This is a genomic window from Nostoc sp. PCC 9305, from assembly GCF_963920915.1.
In the GTDB taxonomy this organism is placed as follows: Bacteria; Cyanobacteriota; Cyanobacteriia; order Cyanobacteriales; family Nostocaceae; genus Nostoc.
The window spans coordinates 27,358-49,453 of record NZ_CAWUDN010000050.1 but is presented as its reverse complement, the minus strand read 5'-3'; the positions used below and the strand labels follow the sequence as shown (position 1 = coordinate 49,453).

14 protein-coding genes and 1 pseudogene are annotated in these 22,096 nt (G+C 40.6%); 10 read left to right on the top strand and 5 right to left on the bottom strand.

The window, feature by feature from the left end:
* Window positions 1–113: 113 nt before the first annotated feature.
* The 8 genes from ACM0OX_RS19325 to ACM0OX_RS19290 all read left to right on the top strand — a co-directional run bounded on the left by ACM0OX_RS19325 (window position 114) and on the right by ACM0OX_RS19290 (window position 7,974).
* Window positions 114–521: a hypothetical protein gene (locus tag ACM0OX_RS19325; RefSeq protein WP_414516667.1), complete on the top strand. Its 408-nt coding sequence runs from the start codon at window positions 114–116 to the stop codon at window positions 519–521.
* 19 nt (window positions 522–540) lie between these two features.
* Window positions 541–1,056 (top strand): hypothetical protein, encoded by a 516-nt coding sequence (locus tag ACM0OX_RS19320; protein ID WP_414516666.1) that lies wholly within the window; start codon window positions 541–543, stop codon window positions 1,054–1,056.
* 632 nt (window positions 1,057–1,688) lie between these two features.
* Window positions 1,689–2,648: a ParM/StbA family protein gene (locus tag ACM0OX_RS19315; protein WP_414516665.1), complete on the top strand. Its 960-nt coding sequence runs from the start codon at window positions 1,689–1,691 to the stop codon at window positions 2,646–2,648.
* Between the two features lie 5 nt (window positions 2,649–2,653).
* On the top strand, window positions 2,654–2,944 hold the full coding sequence (locus ACM0OX_RS19310) for a hypothetical protein (RefSeq protein WP_414516664.1): 291 nt from the start codon (window positions 2,654–2,656) through the stop codon (window positions 2,942–2,944).
* 159 nt (window positions 2,945–3,103) lie between these two features.
* The gene (locus tag ACM0OX_RS19305) at window positions 3,104–6,313 is read left to right on the top strand and encodes a DEAD/DEAH box helicase (RefSeq protein WP_414516663.1); all 3,210 of its coding nucleotides are present in this window, start codon (window positions 3,104–3,106) and stop codon (window positions 6,311–6,313) included.
* Between the two features lie 5 nt (window positions 6,314–6,318).
* The gene (locus ACM0OX_RS19300; RefSeq protein ID WP_414516662.1) at window positions 6,319–7,155 is read left to right on the top strand and encodes an SWIM zinc finger family protein; all 837 of its coding nucleotides are present in this window, start codon (window positions 6,319–6,321) and stop codon (window positions 7,153–7,155) included.
* 163 nt (window positions 7,156–7,318) lie between these two features.
* Complete coding sequence (locus ACM0OX_RS19295; RefSeq protein WP_414516661.1) at window positions 7,319–7,594, top strand: SDR family NAD(P)-dependent oxidoreductase; 276 nt, start codon at window positions 7,319–7,321, stop codon at window positions 7,592–7,594.
* A gap of 182 nt (window positions 7,595–7,776) precedes the next feature.
* Window positions 7,777–7,974, top strand: a complete 198-nt coding sequence (locus ACM0OX_RS19290) for a hypothetical protein (RefSeq protein WP_414516660.1) — start codon at window positions 7,777–7,779, stop codon at window positions 7,972–7,974.
* A 433-nt stretch (window positions 7,975–8,407) separates the two neighbouring features.
* On the opposite strand, the gene ACM0OX_RS19285 is transcribed toward ACM0OX_RS19290, so the two are convergent.
* The gene (locus tag ACM0OX_RS19285; RefSeq protein WP_414516659.1) at window positions 8,408–11,977 is read right to left on the bottom strand and encodes an NB-ARC domain-containing protein; all 3,570 of its coding nucleotides are present in this window, start codon (window positions 11,975–11,977) and stop codon (window positions 8,408–8,410) included.
* Between the two features lie 162 nt (window positions 11,978–12,139).
* Between ACM0OX_RS19285 and psbA the strand changes: the two genes are divergently transcribed.
* Entirely contained in the window at window positions 12,140–13,222 is a 1,083-nt protein-coding gene (gene psbA, locus ACM0OX_RS19280; protein ID WP_414516658.1) for a photosystem II q(b) protein, read from the top strand.
* Between the two features lie 372 nt (window positions 13,223–13,594).
* Here psbA and ACM0OX_RS19275 read toward each other — a convergent pair whose 3' ends face one another.
* A complete protein-coding gene (locus ACM0OX_RS19275; RefSeq protein WP_414516657.1) occupies window positions 13,595–14,275 on the bottom strand; it encodes a hypothetical protein in 681 nt (226 codons plus the stop codon).
* Window positions 14,276–14,668: 393 nt separating this feature from the next.
* A complete protein-coding gene (locus ACM0OX_RS19270) occupies window positions 14,669–15,049 on the bottom strand; it encodes a hypothetical protein (RefSeq protein ID WP_414516656.1) in 381 nt (126 codons plus the stop codon).
* Between the two features lie 177 nt (window positions 15,050–15,226).
* Between ACM0OX_RS19270 and ACM0OX_RS19265 the strand changes: the two are divergent.
* Window positions 15,227–15,583, top strand: a pseudogene (locus tag ACM0OX_RS19265) (molecular chaperone DnaJ); the annotation flags it as partial.
* A gap of 69 nt (window positions 15,584–15,652) precedes the next feature.
* Here the strand turns inward: ACM0OX_RS19265 and ACM0OX_RS19260 are convergent.
* On the bottom strand, window positions 15,653–16,618 hold the full coding sequence (locus ACM0OX_RS19260; RefSeq protein ID WP_414516655.1) for a fatty acid desaturase: 966 nt from the start codon (window positions 16,616–16,618) through the stop codon (window positions 15,653–15,655).
* Window positions 16,619–16,860: 242 nt separating this feature from the next.
* Window positions 16,861–22,056 (bottom strand): hypothetical protein, encoded by a 5,196-nt coding sequence (locus tag ACM0OX_RS19255; RefSeq protein ID WP_414516654.1) that lies wholly within the window; start codon window positions 22,054–22,056, stop codon window positions 16,861–16,863.
* Window positions 22,057–22,096 lie beyond the last annotated feature (40 nt).

Sequence of the window (22,096 nt, the reverse complement as noted above, 5' to 3'; positions counted from 1 at the left end):
AACAGTAACAGCCCAAACCCCTTACCTCATCTGTTAAATCTGATTTGACTTTAGTTGATGAATAACTCAAAACTCAGTAACAGCCTGACCATCCCCCGGTCGAGGAAAAACCCATGAAGCCGCCAAAAATTGAGCCGCAGGTGACTGGCAAGCGCAACAAGAAAAAAATAGATTTACCACCAGCAACCAAACCTCATATACCCTTCCAAGACCGCTCCGAAGAACCAGAATTACAGCCAGAAGCCTGTCAGCACATGCAATTCCTGGATTGCAACTCGGAGGTAGGGCGTGTGATATTCGAGTGCTACCACTGCAAGCAGGGGATAATCAGCGAGTACAGTGGAGATCCCGTAATGGGCGAGTACAAAGGACGACCTTCAGTAATTTTTACAAAGGTAAAATGCCCCAACTGTGAGCAAACAGCGATTAGGCTGCAAGCAAGGGAAGTGCTTAAGGGCAACAGCGATTCCTTCTCCTTGGCAGCAATTATGGCACACTCCCTCTTCAAGAGTGATTGGTGAAAGATATTCACGATTGATAATGCAAAAGTTGAAAATTGTACCCTTAATAATAACTGCACTAACGGCACTGACACTAACTAGTTGCAGTACTACTACTGCTGAACAGTATGAAGCTACAGCACTCACCAGTTACTCCTGGCAAGTCAAGTATGCGAATAACCTAACAGGTCAACCACAGCAACGTATTGAAACCTTTGCGAATACTTCAGTGTTGAATAGGAATGGATTGAAACCGGCAGGAGCAGTTGTTGGCCCAGATGACAAAGGGCTATGGTGGCCTACTTTACCGCCGCGACCAAGTGTTGATGAAGTTGAACAACGCAAAAAATCTCAAGAAGAGGCAGGCAAACCTGAATTGGTCAAAGATGTAAAGTACAAACTGACCTATAGAGCGGGTAATACTCAGAACACACTACCTACTAATTATGATGTTTATCGACAAGTGGTAAAAGCTTACGCCCAAAAAACTCCTTTGGAATTGACTTTGGGTGTGAATGATAATTCAATAGAGAAAGCTGAACCTGTCAGCAAGTAGTGACCCTAAGTTACGTATTCAGCAAGAAGTTAGAGATCAAAACTGAATTACTTTTCAACAAAAGATTGACACTAAAGTATAAATCAAGCTGTCAACCCCTTCTCTGCGAGACGCTACGCGAACGAGGAATTCAAAATTAAAGACAAGACGCTCGTGGACTCGCTTTCCGCGTTAGCGAGTCTTCGAGCGTCGCGTCTTGTAGACCCTTGATTCTTTGAATCAGTAGGGGCAATGGCCTTGAAGGATAATTAATTCAAAATTATTCTTATTCTTCCTAACAGAATTTTTAATTTTGAATTTCATTAAAGGGTCAACAATGATTTAAATTAATTTTTGCTGCGTTGATAGAAAAGATTTCAAAAAATTCTATGGGGGCTATATGGGGGCTTTATGTACCCCAAGGTTGTTTAGAGGCTTGAGCAAAATTTGACTCCCACACAGGGGCTATTTGGGGGCTGCATGGGGTACATTTGACTTTGTGAGATTTTACCCCACTTAGCCCCCAAGAGGTTATGATAATTTTTTGACGCTGAAGAAAAAAAGAGTAATTATTTTATTGATCTCTTCTCTGCTCCCCACTTCACAAATCACAGATAACTTTCACTTTCTCAAAATCTATTACCTTTCTCTTTATGTCAAACATTCACACGTTGCAAAAAATTTTTCCTGCTGGCTTTGACAACGGTTATGGAAGCCTAAAACTTTTAGTCGATGGCTTTGAAGTTGTTCGTGTGCCCAGCTATATAACCAATGCCGAGATGGAAGACGTACCTGGGAGGGTCGTTTTTAACGGTAGTGCTTACACAGTTGGAGAATCAGCTTTCCGTACAGGAAATTATTTTGACCGAAACACTGATAACAATGAAAACAAAGTCAACAACGCATTATTGACTTTATTCGGTGCATTGGCACATCTACCACACCGTAAGGCTTGGCATTTAAAATTAGTCGTTAGCTTACATGATGTTGGTCTAGCTGACGAATTGCAAAAAGTACTCAATGGAGAATATCAGCCAATACTAGCTGGCAAACAATCAGACGTGAAAATAGAAGTCCTGAAAGTCGTACTAGAAGGGATGGGTGCATTGTTTGGGCATCAACTACCGAAAAAATTAACCATTTTAGATTTTGGCAATGGCACAACTCTGTATTCTCGTTACAACCAAGGGAAACGAGAAGTTCACACCGCCTACCCCACTGGCGTAGAAGTTCTCATCAATGATATTTCCCAAAAGATGAAGCATTTAAATGGAGGAAAAATTGGGGATGCTTCCAAGATCCGATTTTGTCTGGAAATGGGACATACTCGGTACAGCCGGGACATTGATATCAAAGATGTCTACAGTACTTGCTTAAAAGATTGGTATGAGAAATACTTGAAGAAAGTGGTGAATCTGACACTTGATGCCAAACACCAAGGGGATGAAATCTGGGCGATTGGTGGAGGCTGCCTCTTACCTGGATTTAAGAAGCTATTAGAGAAGAACGGTTTCAAAATTCTGGATAATCCGGTGGAAGCTAATGTCTCTGGACTTTTAGAGATGGCAAAAGCCATCAGCAGCAAGAATTCGCCTACTACATCTCTTAAGTGATCACAATGACAGAAAAACTTGACTTAGCTCCGATAAAAATTCGGCTCAAAGAAAACTACCGAGAACGCATATTTGCAGAGTCCCAACAACTAGGTAAAAGTTATCTGGAGACGCTTTACTTTATTATTGATTGCTATTTTGTTTTCATCAAGGCTGGATTAGCTACACAACAAGTAGCTTTCACGCCGATTACTACTGACGAAAACAGATTTCAGCCGCCGACTGAAGAGCCATCTATTATTGAAAAGCAAGAGAATTTTGATGACCAAACCTTCACTCTTGATTTTGAGTTGTAAGGGAAGTATGGGACTGCTGCCTCTATAGTGCGTAAGTCAAGCGATCGCACGATAGCGTCATCGCTTTCTTTTGCATAAAGGAGATAATTCTAGCACCTCTGTTTGCTAAAGTAATTCTAAGGCGCGTGAATTTCCAAACAATCCAGAGGCATTATAACTATGAGAATACTTCATGGCACCTGGATACCAAAGGAGGAAACTGACTTTATTCAGTCAGGGTCTTTTTACTTGTGGGTAGAAACTCAATTATCCCACAAAAGTCACACCAATAGTCAACAAATTCATCCTGGACACTTGGTAGAATCCGAATTAAGCGCCTTTTTAGTAGAAGAATTGGGAATTAAAGAAGACAATACTAAATTTTCCCAACGCATATCTCCTAAATACTTTGCCTTACCAACCACCAATAATCAGCCCCTACCTTCACCAGAATTAACCAAGTATTTAGAAATTGAGTTGACTGATAGCTATGAAGAATTCCAATATTGGCAGGTAGATTGTTATGAAACAGTAGTGTCTACCAAAAACGGAACCGCACTTAATATTATTAAACTACTTAAAGATATCCATTTTTTAGCAATATATAATGCGGAGAAGTTTCAAATTGGTTCAGATTTATTATTTTGGTATCATTACACTCAAAGTTTTAAACAAGTAATCCTCAAAGACCAATTTATTCCCGCACTGAAGTATCGACATTTATCAACGGAAAATCCCCACAAAAAAGGCAAAAAAAAGACTGCTAAAGCAGCATTTGAAATTTATGCCACCTGGGAAATTATTTCCGAACAATATGAAGCAAATATTCTTAAATATATTGACTATATGCCACTAATATGTGTGGCAGGTAAAGCAACAGTTAGCTATCCTATTGAGTTTTTTGATCAAGAAACACTATTGCGTCACTTTTCCGAATATGTACTTCATGATTTAGTGACTCACACTCCATCTACAGCCGCTTTTGACAAACAAATTGCTGATTCTCTAATTGAGTCTTGCTTTTATCCTCGTCAGCATAATCCACTAACAACAAATACTGCCCTCAAAGAATATCAGCAATGGTTGGTGTGGAAAACCAAAATTACCCGCACTCAAGCTGATTCACCTTTTCATCTGTGCTTCCAGTTACATTCTCCTTCATCGTCACAAATAGACAATTGGCAAATTCAATTTCTAGTAGCCAGTAAACAAGATCCATCTTTGAAGTTAGCGTTAGCAGACTACTGGACAATGAATCAATTTTCCAAAACTGCTGTACATAAAGAATTTGGTAAAGATTTTGAAACAAATTTGCTGCTGAATTTGGGTTATGCAGCTAGGATGTATCCCAAACTATGGCTTGGGTTGGAAACAGCAAGTCCAATCGCAATGCAAATTACCTTAGAAGAAGCATTTGATTTCCTTACTGAAAGTGCTTGGGTGTTAGAAGACTCAGGATTCAAAGTAATTGTACCTGCTTGGTATACTCCCACAGGTCGTCGCCGCGCCAAGATTCGCCTCAAAGCATCGGGTAGCAAACTTGCTGCAACGAAAGGGGAAACAAAAAGCTATTTCGGCTTAGACTCACTGGTGGAGTATCAGTATGAGTTGGCAATTGGGGAGCAAACTGTCACACCTATTGAATGGGAACAACTGATTAATGCTAAAACTCCCTTGGTGCATTTTCGCGGTCAATGGATGGAATTAGACCGGGATAAAATGCAGCAGTTACTCGAATTTTGGCAGTCCCACGGTAACGAACAACCCCAGATGACCTTACTGGAGTTTCTACAACGCAGTGCTGAATTGGGGTCAGAATGGGAAATTGAACATGATGAAGCTTTGTCAGAGATGATAGCAAAGCTACAAGATAAAAGTCGCCTAGAACCAATTTCTGAACTTGATAATCTGCAAGGCACGCTCCGAGAATATCAAAAGCGTGGTGTTTCCTGGCTACAATATCTGGAAAATTTGGGATTAAATGGCTGTTTGGCAGACGATATGGGTTTAGGTAAATCCGTGCAGGTGATTGCCCGATTAGTGCAAGAGAAGGAGTTACATTCAGCTCTGAAAGTAGGTGAAAAGATTACTTCTTTATCTGCCCTGCCCACACTATTAATTGCTCCGACTTCTGTTGTTGGCAACTGGCAGAAAGAAATTGCCAAATTTGCACCTCATTTAAAAACTATGGTGCATCATGGTAGCACTAGGCTGCAAAATCTAGCTGATTTCAAAGCTGCTTGTGAACAAAACGATGTGATAATTAGTTCTTTTACTCTAGTCCGCAAAGATGAAAAGTTATTGAGCGGCATCGAGTGGCAACGTTTAGTACTGGATGAGGCACAAAATATTAAAAATCCGAAAGCTGCCCAAACCAAAGCGATTTTAAAATTAAGAGCTAAACATCGGCTGGCATTAACAGGAACTCCTGTAGAAAACCGCTTACTGGATTTGTGGTCAATTTTTAACTTTCTCAATCCTGGTTACTTGGGTAAAGAAGCCCAGTTTCGGAAAATCTTCGAGATTCCGATTCAAAAAGACAATGACCGCGTGAAATCTGCCACCTTGAAAAAACTGGTAGAGCCTCTAATTCTGCGAAGGTTAAAAACTGACCAATCTATTATTAATGACTTGCCAGACAAAGTTGAGCAAAAACTCTACACTAACCTGACCAAAGAGCAAGCATCGCTTTATGAAGTGGTGGTACTAGATGTAGAAAAACAATTGCAATTAGCAGAGGGAATTCAACGCAAAGGATTGATTCTTTCAACCCTGATGAAATTGAAGCAGATTTGTAATCATCCAGCCCAATTTCTCCAAGATGGGAGCGATTTTTCACCACTGCGTTCGCACAAACTCAGTCGGTTAGCAGAGATGGTTGAGGAGGCAGTTGATGAAGGAGAAAGTTTACTCATTTTTAGTCAATTTACGGAAGTGGGTGAAAAAATTGAAAAACATCTCAAACATAGTCTGCATTGCAATACTTACTATTTGCATGGTGGTACTAGTCGCCCACGTCGAGAACAAATGATTACCGAATTTCAAGACCCAAATACAGAACCATCGGTTTTTATCCTTTCCTTAAAAGCAGGGGGTGTAGGTATCACCCTCACGAAAGCTAACCATGTCTTTCACTTTGACCGTTGGTGGAACCCAGCAGTTGAAGACCAAGCAACTGACCGGGCTTTCCGTATTGGTCAGAAAAAGAATGTCTTTGTGCATAAATTTGTTGCCATTGGAACTCTAGAAGAGAGAATTGACCAAATGATTGAAGATAAGAAAAAACTCTCTAATGCTGTTGTTGGTAGCGATGAATCTTGGCTCACCGAATTAGATAATGAAGCCTTTAAGCGGTTGATTTCATTGAACAAGAGTGCAATTTTGGAGTAGATATTATGGCTAAATTTAGTCGAACCTGGTGGGGAGATCGCTTTATTCAAGCACTAGAAGCTTTTACAGATGATAACCGACTCAAAAGAGGACAGTCTTATGCTAGCGGTGGTAAAGTCAAAAGCTTTGAGATTGACTTAAATAAAATTACTGCCAAAGTCAGAGGCTCAGTTAATCCCTATTTTGGAGTCTACAAAGAACCAACTTATAATATAGAGATTCAGATTACACCTATTGCTAAAACCCGTTGGAATGAAGCTATCCAAAAGCTTTCTTCTAAAGCCAGCATCATTTCTCGATTGCTGCTAAATGAAGTCCCAGAAAATATTGAAGATACTTTCTCTCATTTGGGACTACATTTATTGCCCCATAGTAGTAAGGATTTCAAAACTAAATGCTCTTGTCCAGATTATGCTAATCCCTGTAAGCACATTGCTGGAGTTTACTATTTAGTGGCTTCTCAATTAGATAATAATCCCTGGTTGTTATTTGAATTACGGGGATTATCGAAAGCAGAACTTCAAGCCAAACTAGCTGATTCTCCTTTGGGAAAAGCTCTCTCTGAAGAATTGAATACTAAGGAAATTCCTTTAGAACTTTCTAATTCGCTGTACACTAAGCTAGAAAAGCAATCTCTTAACCAAATGCCAAATGCCAGAGAATTTTGGTTAGGTACAAAGCGATTACCACAAACTATTGAAGTGGCGACTCCAGGTAGTATCTGTGCAATTTTGATTAAGAAACAAGGGGATTTTCCTGATTTCTGGCACAATGATGCTTCCTTTATTGAAACAATGGAAGAACTGTATCAGCGAGTCAAAACCAAAAATCATCAGTTCTGATTTCAGGGCTGTTGAAGAAGAATTCAGCTATTCTGAATTAAGACGCTCTCTACGAGACGCTAAAAGCGTAGCTTGCAACTCTTACAGAGTACGATGACTCGCTATCAGTCGGGGATTCAGAATCCTTTAAGTTTGACATAGGTTTTCAATTTACAGGCTGAACATGATGCAAACTCCAATTAAAGCTAGTAAAACGGTGATCATTACAGGGGGTAGTAGTGGTCTGGGATACTATTGCGCCCAAGCGATCGCACAATCTTGCACGAACTGGCACATTATCATCGCCAGTCGAAATCTGCCCAGAGTTGAAGAAGCGGTTCAACAATTGACTGCTGAAACGAACTATTCTTTTATTGAAGGGATGACCCTTGATTTGGCATCTCTGGCATCCGTGCGTCACTTCGTGCAAGATTTCCAGACCAGAGAACATCCCCCATAAGATGCGATCGTGTGTAATGCAGGAGTTCAAATCGTTTCAGGTACACGCTACACAGAAGATGGATTCGAGATGACCTTTGGCGTAAACTATCTAGGACACTTTCTACTTGTCAATTTGCTGCTGCCACAGTTAAGTGACCCCTCCCGCATTGTATTTGTCATCTTACAGCACTTACGGCAGCTATGAGGTACATCCCCAAATCTGAAAGCTTTGATAGGAGAGGGCAAGGAGAAAAACTGTATTGCATAATAGCCGGAAGCGCTGTAATGGTGACAGGCCGATATTTTGATGGACTGAAGGAAATTCGATCGTCTGATGAATCCTACGATGAGCAAAAAGCAGTCGAACTGTGGGAAACGAGTGTAGGACTTACGCTTTGACAACGTACACAAAAGCGTCCGAGGAAAGCGATCGCATTCCCAATGGATGTAAAGAAGAATAGCACGAAGACTCATGTGAAATATGGTCAGGGCTATCTTCTTGGGGGTAGGGTTGCAGTTTCGTGTGTTGATAAAAATTGAATTTTAGTGCGCCAGATAAAACCAAGTTGTTCGTAATTCCCTACACCCCACACCCCACACCCCAAAACCAGTAATACCAGGGGTTAACGCTTATCTTAGTGACATTCTTTCATGCAATTGTATATGCTTTTTTCAAGAAATCGGTTTGACTTCTGGTTGAATCAGGTTAAGAACAGTGTAAGGATCGCGACCAGAAAATAGCAGCTTAATCACAATTGCTGCCGCAGACTCTAACAATCGAGCATACTTCAACTCCCCCAAATCGACTAGCTCTTATGCATATTTAATTTATTTAAGAACCTTCTGTTGTAGCTCCTAGTGCCAAAAGTGACGCTCGCACAGATTGCGTTAAACCAACGACCCCTGTAATATTCATGCCTTCATAAGGTCTAGGAGTTCTGAGAATTTTCAGACATTCACCTGTTTCGACATTCCATAAGCGGATGGTCTGGTCTTCACTGCTGCTAGCAAGAATTGGACTTTTAACCGGAGAATGGATAAATGCGATCGCAAAAATCCATCGTGTGTGTCCAATCAATACTCTCAAGCACTTCCCAGTTTTCATATCCCAAATTCTCACGGTTTGGTCGGTTCCTCCACTTGCCAGCAGACAACCATCAAGACTGGCAGCACTGATCACAGCATCAGTATGTCCTTCCAAGGTTCTTAGACATTGGCAAGTCTTGAAATCCCAAATTTTGATGGTTGCATCTTGACTGCTACTATACAAGGTTTGCCCATCTGGACTAAATTTAGCTGACCACACACCGTTTGTGTGCCCACGAAAAATTTTCAAGCATTCGCCTGTAGCAACATCCCAAGCTCGAATTAGGGAATCTGCACAGCAACTAATTAGCATCTTGCCATCAGGGCTATAAACAAGTGATGAGACAATATTAGTGTGATTACATAACACACCCAGGCAAACACCTGTCTTGACATCCCAAATCCGTACCTGCTTGTCACTACCACTACTGGCTAAGGTTTGTCCATCGGGACTGTAGGTAACTGAAAGTAGCCAGTTTCTATGACCCCGCAAGACTTGCAGGCATTCTCCTGTCTCTATGTCCCAAATTCTCACTGTTTCATCTGCACCGCCACTGGCAATGGTATTACCTTGGGGATGAAAAGCTACGGTTCGCACCCAATTAGTATGACCAGTCAAGGTTTTGATACACTTCCCAGTATGAATATCCCATAGTTTAACTGTTTGGTCTTCACCACTGGCTAAGACTTGGCTGCGGTCATTTTCATCAAGTGGAGAGGTTGCTAATGCCCACACACCACTACCATGTCCGCGAAAAGTTCGGAAACACTGTCCTGTATGAATATTCCAGAACTTAACAGTTTGGTTGTCATCACTGGCAATCAAGGTTTTTCCATCTGGAGTGAATGTCAGCGATCGCACTGTGTAGGTGTGCCCTGACAAAGTTTTCACACATTCTCCAGTGTGAATGTCCCACAAGCGAATTGTTGTATCAGCACTGCCACTTGCTAGCGTTTGACCATCAGTACTACAAGCTACACACCAGACATGGCCTGTATGACCGTGGAGAGTTTGCAAACACTGCATTGCTTCTAAATCCCAAATCCTCACAGTGCCATCAGCGCTACCACTTACCAGCATTTTATCATCGGCATTAAATGCTACAGACCACACAATACCCGTATGTGCTTGCAGTGTTTTCTGGCACTCACCTGTATTGAGATGCCAAAGTTTGATAGTATGGTCGGCGCTACCACTTGCTAAAGTTTGACCATCTTTACTCAGAGCGATCGCCCAGATCCAATCTGTGTGTCCTTCAAGACTTTTCAGACATTCCCCTGTCTGAATATCCCATAATTTAACCGTTTGATCCATACCACCACTGGCTAGGACTGAATAGTTTTCTTGCCGAGCCTGGGCTACAGACCAAACAAAGCCTGTGTGCATCCTGAATACTTGTAGGCATTGACCTGTGATATCCCATTGTTTAACAGTTTGGTCATCACTGCCACTAAATAAGGTTTGTCCATCGGCACTAAATACAATAGAACGCACCCAACCTGTGTGTGCTTCCCAGGTTAAGCATTGCTGTCCATCTGTTGTTTGCCATAGGGAAATTTGACCAAGGGTATCCCCGATTGCCAGAAGACTGCCATTTGGACTAACTGCTAGTGTAAAAGTATAGCTGAGATTTGCCGTAAAAGTAGATTTAGTTAAATCTGAATCGGCGAAATTAGTTTGGTGTAAATTCACACCTTTTAAATCAGCTTGCCAAATCGTCAAACCAGAAAAGTTGCGATCGCTTAAATCTACTTGCAGCTGATGAAGTAAATTAATCGTGTTTCCGCCCACATAACCAGCATCGATTGGTTTTTTGCCACGAAGTGATGCCAGAATTGTCATCAGTTGAGCTTCAATCAGATTTGCCGTTCCGAACAAAGAAAGTAACTTTTTAATTATAGAATTGAGAATTAAGTAAAGTTGAATTTCTTTGATATAGTCTTTCGCTGTTGCTTTCAGCAGTGCATGAGTTTTGAAAAAAGAAATATTTTGAGTTTCAATTTCAACACAAACCTGTTGAATCAAACGACTAGTAATGTACTCCATCAACACAGGCTGTAGTGTGAATGAACCACTACCTTTCTCAATCAAGCTTCGCCTTTCTAAAGCTGACAATGCTTCTAGGAGTTGAGAAGACGTAACCAAGGATAATAAATCAGCTTGTATTTCTGAAAAATTTACAGGTTCGCGGTTGATTGCCAACCAATACATGACTGATTTCTCTAAAGCTGATAAACGTTGAAACTGTTGTTCGAGCAAATCTTGAATATCGCCGAAGACAACAGTACCTTGAGCAAGAAAGTTAGAAATATTACTATCAAATAAATCCCGGATGGTTGTTGCTACAATCTTCAATGCCAGTGGATTACCTGCATAGGATTGAATTAGAGTTTGCCATTCATCAACCGATCCAATAAAGCTACCTTTGCAGCTAAAAATTGCTTGCCCATCAGAGATTGATAAACCAGATAATTGCAGAGTTCTAACAGGCAACTTTTCGCCCTCAAGTACCGCCACCTCTTTAGGCTTTTCTCGGCTCGTCAGCACTAAACAACTTTGGTGGCGAAACTCACCAATTCGCTTAAAAAGTTCGCCATACCCTTCGTAACCAGAGCGATATTGACCTGTTCGACCCTCATTGCTGCTTAAGATTGTTTCTGCATTATCGAGAATTAGCAGACAGCGATGTTTTTGGAGATAGGTAAGCAGTCGAGAAATGCGATCGCTGACAGATTCGGGTAAATCTCCCTGCTGTTGGTGAGAGAGAACTTGAATCAAGCTAGTGAGTAGTGCTTCAATAGTGGGGGCATTATAAAGCGATCGCCAAATAACATACTCAAAATTTCCCTGAAGTTTTTCACTCAACTTCACAGATAAAGAAGTTTTACCAATTCCCCCAATCCCCAATAGTGCCACTAACCGACAATGGTCTTGGATAATCCACTGCTCTAAGGTTGCAATTTCTTGGAAACGCCCATAAAAAATCGAAACGTCGAGCGCTTCACCCCAGTCTTGATAGGTTTTTACTGGATTATCAGACTTGATTTCTCCAGTATTCTTCTGACGAGAACACCATCTTCTCAAAGACGAACGGAGGTTATCTTTAGTAACTTTCTCACCCATCGCCTTGGAGAGCATTTTCCAGAGTCGAAAGCCAACAATTTTGATGTAATCGGCATCATAACCGAACTTTTCAGCAATCTCTGGATATGTTTTCTGTTCCCATGACTGTCGAAAAATAATTTCTTGCAAGTCATTTAGAGATATTTTTCCTAGAATTATTTCAACAATGGCTAAGGCTTCTTCGACAGTCATTTACCTAGAGGTTGCTTACTAAAGTTAACTTCAACTTGTAACTTTCAATAACTATTAGTTACTGCAAAGATTTAGCAACTTTTTTAAGATGCTATCAGTTGTTGTTCTTTGGGAATCAACAACTTTAAATCATCAACAAAATCCTTGAAATTATTCTAAACTATGACTACTACCTTACAAAGACGCTCTAGCGCCAATGTCTGGGAGCGCTTCTGTGAGTGGATCACCAGCACAGATAATCGTCTATACATCGGTTGGTTCGGTGTCCTAATGATTCCCACCCTGCTAACAGCTACCACTTGCTTCATCATCGCCTTTATTGCTGCACCTCCCGTAGATATCGATGGTATCCGTGAGCCTGTTGCTGGTTCTTTGATTTATGGCAACAATATTATCTCTGGTGCGGTTGTTCCTTCTTCAAATGCGATCGGCTTACACTTCTACCCCATTTGGGAAGCAGCTTCCCTCGATGAGTGGCTTTACAACGGTGGGCCCTACCAGCTAGTAATCTTCCACTTCTTAATTGGTTGCGCTTGCTACATGGGACGGCAATGGGAGTTGAGCTACCGCTTGGGAATGCGTCCCTGGATCTGTGTCGCTTATAGCGCTCCCCTGGCTTCTGCAACTGCTGTCTTCTTAATTTATCCCATTGGTCAAGGCTCTTTCTCTGATGGTATGCCTTTGGGTATTTCTGGAACCTTCAACTTTATGTTGGTGTTCCAAGCTGAACACAATATCCTAATGCATCCATTCCATCAGTTAGGTGTGATTGGTGTGTTTGGTGGTGCTTTAATTTCTGCGATGCACGGTTCTTTGGTGACTTCTACCTTAGTTCGTGAAACTAGCGAAACCGAATCTGCAAACTACGGCTATAAGTTTGGTCAAGAACAAGAAACCTACAACATCGTTGCAGCTCATGGTTATCTCGGACGGCTATTTTGGCAATATGTCAGCTTCCAAAACTCCCGGTGGCTGCACTTTGTCTTAGCAGCTTTACCTGTGATTGGTATCTGGTTTACTGCTTTGGGTATCAGCACGATGGCATTTAACTTGAACGGATTCAACTTCAACCAGTCTATCATCGACTCCCAAGGCCGCGTAATTAACACTTGGGCAGATGTGATTAACCGTGCCAACTTGGGTATGGAAGTAATGCATGAGCGTAATGCTCACAACTTCCCTCTAGATTTGGCTGCGGGTGAAGCTGCATCAGTAGCTTTCAATGCCCCTGTTATCAACGGCTAAGGTTTAACTGTCATTTTTTATAAGTGCTTACCCCGGCTTACTTTGTTGAAGCCGGGTTTTTTAACGTTTCCCTATCTGGGAAAGAGACTTTGATATCACTCCATTGTGGCAACCCAAGTAAAACCTAAGTTCTAAAGTTTCTTACTAAGAGGTTTTTAAAAGCATTTTTAGCCTCTGCTTGCGGCTGGCGATCACAAGAAGGCGGTCGAAACAGCGCCATCGCTGTTGGAGAAGATGGGCAATAGAATTATTCCTTTGGGCAAGAGTGGTGAGCGTCGAGGCGTGATGCTGGAGTTTGAGAATGTGGAGATGACAAATTTGCTCAACTAATAGCTTTCCTGTTTCATTTTATGAAAGCGCAATCTATTTCCTCTAATCTTGAGAAAGATTGACATTTAATTTGAAGCGACGTTCTTCAACAATTGAAACAGGTAACTCACGATCATCTGATGTATATTTTGAACTCAGAATTTGCAGATGCTGTTGGGTGACATCTGCACGTTTATCGCTCGTTGGATCTCTACCCAACCATGCTCTAGCGGTTTGAGAGCCAATAGTCAAATTAGTAGCTGTAACTACTTCTATTGGCAATGAGTCCTTTGGAAGTTCTCCCCAATACTCTATGGTAAAGTTCCGTAGTTTTATGGTCGCACTTGCTGGTAACAACAACGCTTGAAAATTACCTGTGCCGTGGAAACGACTAACTATAACTTTACCTTTGCCCTCGAATCCAAAAATGCTAACTCCGTAAACCCCGCTTTTTTCATACTTAACACCTGGACTGAGGCTGTAGGGTATAATAAACCAACGAGGGACAGAGCGCTCATTGCGTAGTGTCATGTCAAAGATGAGTGTGATCTGAGGTGGTTTCTGCCTATGTAAACCCATATACCTCATCTCTATGGCATTCTGATTTGATTCCCTGTCTATCCTTTTTAATGAATTATTTGGCACTGTTGCCATGAAATTGAAATATTGCTCAGTCAAGTTGCTAGACGAAATACAATTAGTCAAAACCAGCAGTAAGGCACTCATCAAAAACGGAAAATTCATAGCTTCATTTACTTGCAAAGTGCTGTATATACACAAAGCTTTTGACACAACATCACAGTCCACTTCCCCCACTAGTAGCGCAAGGCAGAATTAAAAATGAATACAGCGTAAGCGTTTCATTCATTGGGAATACGTAGTTTATTTCCGCCGTGTTGTACTTGTTAATCTAGCTGAAACATTTTTGCCATCATTTCCGGGATTAATTATTTTTATTTGGAGGATAATTGTATAACGAGTTAGTACTTATTTATCCGAGACAAAATATTTTTACCTCTCAATAAATTCTCTCTGGCAATTGAATGAATTTATTTCCGAAAAAATAAATTCATCTAGTAGAAGCAGTCATCATAAATTTTCTAAAAGTCCGTTTTTTGAACAACTCCTGAAAACTCTTTATTCACAAACTGCGGCTCTTTCAATAATAAACCATTCATGGTACAAGATTGCTAAGAAAAATCCTTCATTCTTCAGGCGATCGCATACTGCCATAAATCCCGAAAAGAATGGATCATCTTCATAGGTAGTATCTGATAGAAAAACTGTTACAGAATTCTTATCCGCACTCCAGATACAACGTATTATAGTAATATTCGGATGATGTGATTTATCTACAGGTAATAATATTGAGCATTCTTCCACTGACAAAAATTCTGGTTCTTCATATCTGAAAACCGATGACCAACTTTCTGGTCCTTCATGTTTCTCAATAATTCTATCCCACCTAACTGACTTGATTTTTTCCAGAGTTTCTGTCGATATTTCGGAAATTTTCATAATTTTTACTACAGTTAATAAATTTTAATAATTAACATCTGGCATTTGGCATCAATTGCCATAAATAGATTAAATTAATAGCCTACAATAATGCCTATTTCTATATAACCATTATTATAATCCGAGGGGAAGACAAAAAGCATGATTGACCACGACCGCCTTTTCAAAGCATTACTCTCTACAGATGATTTAACTCGTAAATGTCGAACTATAGAACAACAAAATCAAATTCTTCTCACTCAATATGAAAACTTGAAACGGGAACTGCGTTTAGCAAAAAATACTCCAGAAGGAACAATGGTTTCTGATTCTCGTAAAGCTGCTAAAAAAGGCATTGACTCGATGGCTATTATGGTAGAAACGATAGACAATCAAATTAAAGTTGTTTCTCAGATTCGGGATTTTGTCAAGGACTTTAGAGAACAGAAGATCACTATCAAAGAATTTCTTGGTGGCCCACCAACTCTGCACTCCCTAGACGAGGAAATTATGTCAGATATTCTTGAGCAGATGTTGTCAGAATTAATGAGATAGTAATTGAGGGTAGAACTTTACCACACTCCAGCCTAAAGTTTTCTAGAGTGAGAAAACTTGGGGATTTTTTCATATAGCTGATTGTCCCGATTTAGTCACAATATCCCAATTGACTTTTACATAGCCTGGTTCAATATGAGCAAAGTGCGAACTTAACAGTTGATGAGCATTAGGCAGGACGTGAAAAGGAATTGATGGGTACAAATGATGCTCGGCATGAAATGGCATATTCCACATTAAAAATCGCACAGGCCACAGAGTTAGTGTTGTGCGCGTATTTGTCAGCAGGTTAGCATCAAGAGTACAGCCTGTATGTTCTGCTAACAGAATAAAACGCAAAATTGGTTGACCAACAATCAATGGCAGCAGCCAATAAAGTAGAAACCAAGGCTGATCTACTGCTATTGATAGACCGAGCATAGCTGCATAAACTGCCAATTGCAGTTGAGTGGAGCGAGTCACTTCAGTACGTGCTGAATCAGGTATAAACGGACAATTATCAAATTTACCCAATGCAATCTGGAAATGTCCCCGAATTTTTCCCAACCACCACGGTAAACCGCTAATAATTAATAAGTATTTCGCAAAGTTGCTAGGTTTGGGATCGGTTAGTTCTGGATCTTTATCAGGAACGCGAGTATAAAGGTGATGCCATTTGTGATAGTAACGGAAGAATGTGCTGTTATAAAATGAAAGCAATCCCGCACCCCAAGCAACGGCATTATTTAAAGGACGAGCCGCAAATGCAGTTGTGTGGACGCATTCATGCATAGGTGCAAACATAGAAGCAATACTAAAACCATAAACCACTAGTGCGGGGATTGCTAGTTCCCAATGGCCCAAGTTTGTCCCCCAAATATAACCGCTACATCCTATAACACTCAGATGCAGAGTTAGTTGCCGCAGCCCTTTTGAGTTGGAGCAAGTATTTAACGCACTCAGATCATGTGCAGAAAGAATTTGGCGAGGTTTTTGCTGTTGATTAGCTTGACTGTTTGATAATTCTAATTGAGTAAGTACGCTATCATTAGACATAAATTTTTGCCTGACGGATAATCTATTATAAAACATTGCAATCCAACATTTACACTCGACAAATAATCCTTAGCTGAACTGTATTGGAGTTTATTCTGTTTTATTAATACTCGATTTATTAGAAAATTTCATAGCATTTTTTCGGAAGTTGTACTGATTCTGAAACTTACTCAGAGCCGCAAACTTTTAAAAAGATGCTGTATCCCAAAAAGTGGTTATGGAAAAATCTTGGGAGATAAATCTTATCTTTGTAAGTCTATTTGTTGTGTTTGAGATTTAGCTAATATTTTATCAATTTGAGTATTAGCATCCTCAAAAGTTTGCAATATCTGTGGAGTTACTTTATTAGTCTGCACCTTGCCAGATTGTAAATTTAAAATTACCTCCCCATTTTTCTGCGAAATAGTTAAATCTCTCTGCTGGGTACTAAAGGTTATATCATAAATTTTTCCCAAAACTTGAATACCATTTTCATTAGACTTACCCCAAACCATGCCAATCCTTTGAGCAATTTGAGTCAGCCGACTGATGGCTTCAAGCTCAAATGTATCTTTATTCATTACTGTCAACGCTTCGGCTGATAATTGCTCACCAGCTTTAAACCCATAAGCCACTTCTACAATGCGTTTTTTGTAATTCTCCGACTTCCCTAACTTATCTGCGGCATTGTACCAATTTCTCAAATCATCAATAGTAACTGATTGAGTTTGGACTGTTTGATTAGGTGAGGCTCTGTTTTGTGGTTCAGGAAACGGGACTATTTTCCCGTCCACATAATCCCCCAATGGCTCTAGATGTAGTCCCCACACCTGCTGTTTTTCGGTGAATAATTCTGGTAATGCTTTAGGTGAGTGCTTTTCCATATCAGCCCACTGCTGTTGATAAACAGGGTCAGCAATCATATCAGGTGTGATTTGATACTGCTTACCAACACGAAAGGCGACTTGCTTATCAATACCTGTCGCCAGAGCAATATCGCCTTCCTTAAACCCATACTGTTTGTAAGGCTCATAAGCTCTAGTAGTGTGAGTTCTGCCATATCCGCGCATGGCATCAATGCAAGTATTTACAGGTAGTGGGTTCGGCTCACCATGCATCATTAAAGGGTAGTTCATCGGAATCGGTTTGCCTTTGATGACGGGAGGGGCGACATTTTGAACCTCTTGGTTTGGGTGGAATTGAGCGCTTTGTTGAGGCGGAGATTGCGCTGTTTGTTCTGGTAGTTTCAAAAACTGTGGTTGTGTGGCGAGGGAATTAACTCTTTGTTGATAGTCACTATCCGATTCAATAATTGCCCCAAATTTCTTGATCATGTTCTCCAAAGTTTTGGGGGGAATTGAACTGCTGACTAAGTGAAATACTGCTAGACCTTTTTTAGTTTCCCTGATAACATCTTCTGTTGGTACTTGCTCCCATTCAACTTTTTGAGTAGTTAACCATTTAGTCACAGTTTCAGCTTTCTGGTTGTCAACAGCCAAGCCCATGACTCCAAGTTTTTTGTTTGATTCTGTCGAAAATAAGAAAGTAGGACGCTCTTTAATATGATGTAGAATATTCGCACTACTCTCAATCATCTCTTGTTGTTTAGAATTAACCGATTGAGTCCCAAAAGCCTGAAATTCCTTCGTCCACTTCTGGGGATATTCAACGGTATTAGGGTCAATTTGAGCGCAAATCACAGAAAAATTACTTTCAACGATTGCAGGCGCGGATGTAAGTTTTCCGGTTTTGAGCAATCCAAGCTGTCTGAGCGCGTCTTTGTCTTTTTTAAAGTGCAACACTCCCAAGGATTCACCATTAAAAAATACAGCATCTCTAGTTTTAGAAGCTGAGGTTTCGATAGTCAGTTTTCGGTAATCTTGATCATTGAATGTCTGACCAGAAAAATCATAAAAGTTAATTTTATTAATTTTGAGGAGATTCCCATTGGGAGATTCACCCAGGACAAAAGCTTGATCTCCAGTTTCGGAGATTGACGTAAGCCTTAGTTTTAGGGGATTACCATTTTTCAGGTAATCAATTTGTTTCAACTGTTGGACAGAATCACTGTCTAACTCACCCAGAGTTTTCCCATCAAGTTTGATTTTTACTGTTTTGTCAGTCACCGGCACAGTGCCAAATTCTAAGTTGACCGGTTCGGTGTTAAAAACAAGTCCTGCATAAGAGAAGTTCTTGAGTTCACGGATAGTAATTTCAACCGGCTCGTTTCCTGGCAGTCCAATGGTTGCTTTGGCAGTCGCGGGTTCCACGCCAACGAAACTAGCTTGTCCCTTTGTGCCAATGGGAAGCTGTGCGGTTCTAGTTTCAAGCATGGCAAATTCCTTATATTCGCCGTCAGCATCCTGAACAAACATTAGTCTGGAAACGTGGCGTTCATGCCCCGGTGGGTGGTGACTAGCTCTGATTTCTATCGGGTGCTTTTCGGTGGGATTCCAGTCTCGACCTAAAAATTGATTTGCCTCATTCAAAAGTGTGACTAACTTCGGTTCCGTAAATTGCAATTTATCTAAGCGAGAGATAATCTCATTGGGGAAAGCAGCGAAGGCAAAATTAGAGACTTTTTTAGCGATCGCTTGGGGGTTTGCGTTTTCTTTTCTTGCAACTTCAAGTTCATCCTGGCGGGATGCACAGATGTTCCAAGCGGCGGCGGCAGATGCAAGTTTTTCTGACTCTGGGATAGAGGTATAAAATGCGAGAGCCGCCTCTTGTGCCTTGTCGAAAAGTAATTTAGTTTGGCTTCTAGTAAGTTCTGGTTTTAGTTCTAGGAGTTTAGCTCCCTGCATCGTCATCCCCGCCTTGAGGTTGTGGTCAGTCACAGATTGTTGGCTAACTGTCCCCAGGTTGCGGTAGGCGGGTTTCTTATCCTCCCCAATCTCATCATTGATTTGTGCAACTGCTAGTAATTTGTGGGGGCGTTCTTTAGTTCGCCATTTCTCTGGTATTTCGTCTAGGCGAATGTTCAACGTTTGGGCTTTCCAAATCAGAGGATGTTCGTAATGGGTGAGATTGGTAATTTCGAGTTGGCAAGACTGTGGAGTTTGGATGATTGCTGATGGCCCTTTCTCGGTTTCCCGCCGTCGCTCCATACGTACCGCAGCGTTGAATTTCTGATCAAACTCGTACTTGGCGGCGATCGCTGCAAATTTTTGCTGTGGTGTAAATTCTACCCCTTTAAATAAGTCTTTAAACTGGACTATGGGACGCGATTCTAATTGTGATTCTTGGAAATATTTATTAGTTTGGCTAATTAATAATTCTACTGGTGAGTAGCCCTTTGGTGTTATCCCCGTGTTTAAATAAACTGAAGGCGACTTTTTATCTTTAATATAATTAACATCACGATACAAGTAGCGGCTGTTTTCCCGGATTTTATCCATCTCAGGTTTTTTAGCACTTTTGAATAAATCAACCGCTATTTGGTTTTGATAACATCCTTCTTCAATCATGCTCCGGTACATTTGACGGTTAATGTCCATTGCTTGCTGGATAATTTCGGGAGTTCTTTGACAATGAGCGATTTCAACAACCCCTTGCATATAAGGCTTGTATTCTTCTCGAATTAACTTTGGATCTTTCTGGCGTTCTTGCTCAAACAGGGTTTCGTAATGGTTAGAAACTTGGTCTAGATAATTTGATTTCTGCTCAAAAGTACCGTAAGTCTTTAGTACCTCAATTTCTGATTCTAATGCCTCCAGTGCTGTCACTTGATTGTTGATTATGCCCACGCTGATGCTATCACTCATGTGGATAGCGATTTTTTCAAATGGGGGCTGGCTTCCATCGGTGGGATCATAAAATGATTGTTTTTTGAGCTTAACCGTGGGCGAATAGGCGTTTTGGGGAAGATTTCTTCGCTCTGCCTCTGCTGTTAAATTAGGATATAAGCTAGCTCTTGCTACACCAATGCAGTCACCATCGTAGTCTCGTGCTTGGCGTTCTGATTCGGTTTCTGCTGGATCTATAAAATCAACATCAACCAAGAGTGCTTCTAGCTCTGTGATTCTTTGCTGTATGCGCTTGTGGTCTTCGTCATTGACTACAATTATGCCTTGCAAAGATTTACCATCTGGAGCAACACGGTCTTCAACGTGTTTATTAGTAGAGACACACAAACCATTAGAGTTGAGGAAAGGGGAGCGAAAGTTAAGAACCTTTTCCTCTTGCTTCAGCCAAGGGACACAAATTTCACCATTTTTGAGTTCCTTGGAGGGAATAATCATTCCTCGGTCAAAAGTAAGCGTTTTCCCAATAGCAATATCTCGCCACTCACTTTGTACAAACCGACTTAATTCCTGTTTAACTTTCTCAGTTTCTAAAAGCTGCTGATGCCCAAGTAAATCAGCTTTAATGAGTTGGTACATGAACAAGTCATCTTTGGCGGGGTCATCATCTAACTCCTGATCTGCATCTAAGTCATCATTTGTCCCTAAGTTTTTAATATCTGTTTCAAGATTTGTGACTTCGCCTGTTTTTAACTTCTTTTGGCTCAATGATTCTTTACGTTTTTCATATCTTTCACAATAGTAAGCACCAACAATTCTTGGGTCATCTTGAATAGAGGCTAATCTTTGAGCTTGTACCTCTAGTTCCTCAATAAAATCTTTAAGCCCGTGAGGGAAAGATGCCAGCAGTTGGGAGATAGACATCTGACCTTGTTGAGATTGCCCTTTTTCAGCTAACCAAATATTTTGCTGATATAATCCTGGTTGAATTTGAGGTTTAGTAGGACCTTTGGGTCTATCCTTGTCTGTTCCCTTAAAACTGCTCACAGGAAGAATTATATCGATTTTTGGTTCATTTTTAGTATCTGCATATTTTATTCTATCTAGTCTGTATGGTCGGAGTGTTCCTTTGCCAAAGCGATATTTAGTCGTATCTTCTCCAACTCCATCTACCCAACCAAATCGATGCTGAATTACACGATAGCTTTTATCTGCTTGGGATTCTCTTAAGGTTACTTTGTCATAAAGTTGTGTTGAAATCTGCCCATAACAATCGCCAACTAATTTATATGCCAAATCATTCGATAATATTCCTCCATTTTCACCTTTGTTATCAGTAGAATCATCTACTACCAAAATGTTTAGCTTTTCGTGAATCGCATTTTTACAAGCTCCAAGGAAGATGGAACCATAAGCCCCACGGTCTTTACTATCTGGACAAATTTTTTGAATTGTTTCTAAACATTCTTTATCTCCATAAAGTAAACGAGTCTTAGAAGACAGTAATAAAATCTGTCCATCTGGATGATTCTTTAATTCTTCATCGCTGCTGTATTCATCTGAGTGTCCAAATGAGAATTCTTTACCAGGAAAGTAAAATTCTAGTAAAGTATTACTGAGCTTTTCAGTTAAAATTGATTGAGAGTCATTTTTGCTATCGTCTATATAGATCCACTGATTTAAACGAGGGTCAAAATGCTTCAATTCCAGAGTCATAAAATTTGAAATTTGATGAACATTAATTAAATTTTTGAGA

Bases quoted from the DNA above. Each gene is read 5' to 3' on its own strand.
- ACM0OX_RS19315 (WP_414516665.1), top strand. From the start codon at position 1,689: ATGTCAAACATTCACACGTTGCAAAAAATTTTTCCTGCTGGCTTTGAC.
- ACM0OX_RS19270 (WP_414516656.1), bottom strand. From the start codon at position 15,049: ATGAAAATTTCCGAAATATCGACAGAAACTCTGGAAAAAATCAAGTCA.
- psbA (WP_414516658.1), top strand. From the start codon at position 12,140: ATGACTACTACCTTACAAAGACGCTCTAGCGCCAATGTCTGGGAGCGC.
- ACM0OX_RS19255 (WP_414516654.1), bottom strand. From the start codon at position 22,056: ATGACTCTGGAATTGAAGCATTTTGACCCTCGTTTAAATCAGTGGATC.
- ACM0OX_RS19300 (WP_414516662.1), top strand. From the start codon at position 6,319: ATGGCTAAATTTAGTCGAACCTGGTGGGGAGATCGCTTTATTCAAGCA.
- ACM0OX_RS19320 (WP_414516666.1), top strand. From the start codon at position 541: ATGCAAAAGTTGAAAATTGTACCCTTAATAATAACTGCACTAACGGCA.
- ACM0OX_RS19285 (WP_414516659.1), bottom strand. From the start codon at position 11,977: ATGACTGTCGAAGAAGCCTTAGCCATTGTTGAAATAATTCTAGGAAAA.
- ACM0OX_RS19260 (WP_414516655.1), bottom strand. From the start codon at position 16,618: ATGTCTAATGATAGCGTACTTACTCAATTAGAATTATCAAACAGTCAA.
- ACM0OX_RS19290 (WP_414516660.1), top strand. From the start codon at position 7,777: ATGAGGTACATCCCCAAATCTGAAAGCTTTGATAGGAGAGGGCAAGGA.
- ACM0OX_RS19275 (WP_414516657.1), bottom strand. From the start codon at position 14,275: ATGAATTTTCCGTTTTTGATGAGTGCCTTACTGCTGGTTTTGACTAAT.
- ACM0OX_RS19310 (WP_414516664.1), top strand. From the start codon at position 2,654: ATGACAGAAAAACTTGACTTAGCTCCGATAAAAATTCGGCTCAAAGAA.
- ACM0OX_RS19295 (WP_414516661.1), top strand. From the start codon at position 7,319: ATGATGCAAACTCCAATTAAAGCTAGTAAAACGGTGATCATTACAGGG.
- ACM0OX_RS19325 (WP_414516667.1), top strand. From the start codon at position 114: ATGAAGCCGCCAAAAATTGAGCCGCAGGTGACTGGCAAGCGCAACAAG.
- ACM0OX_RS19305 (WP_414516663.1), top strand. From the start codon at position 3,104: ATGAGAATACTTCATGGCACCTGGATACCAAAGGAGGAAACTGACTTT.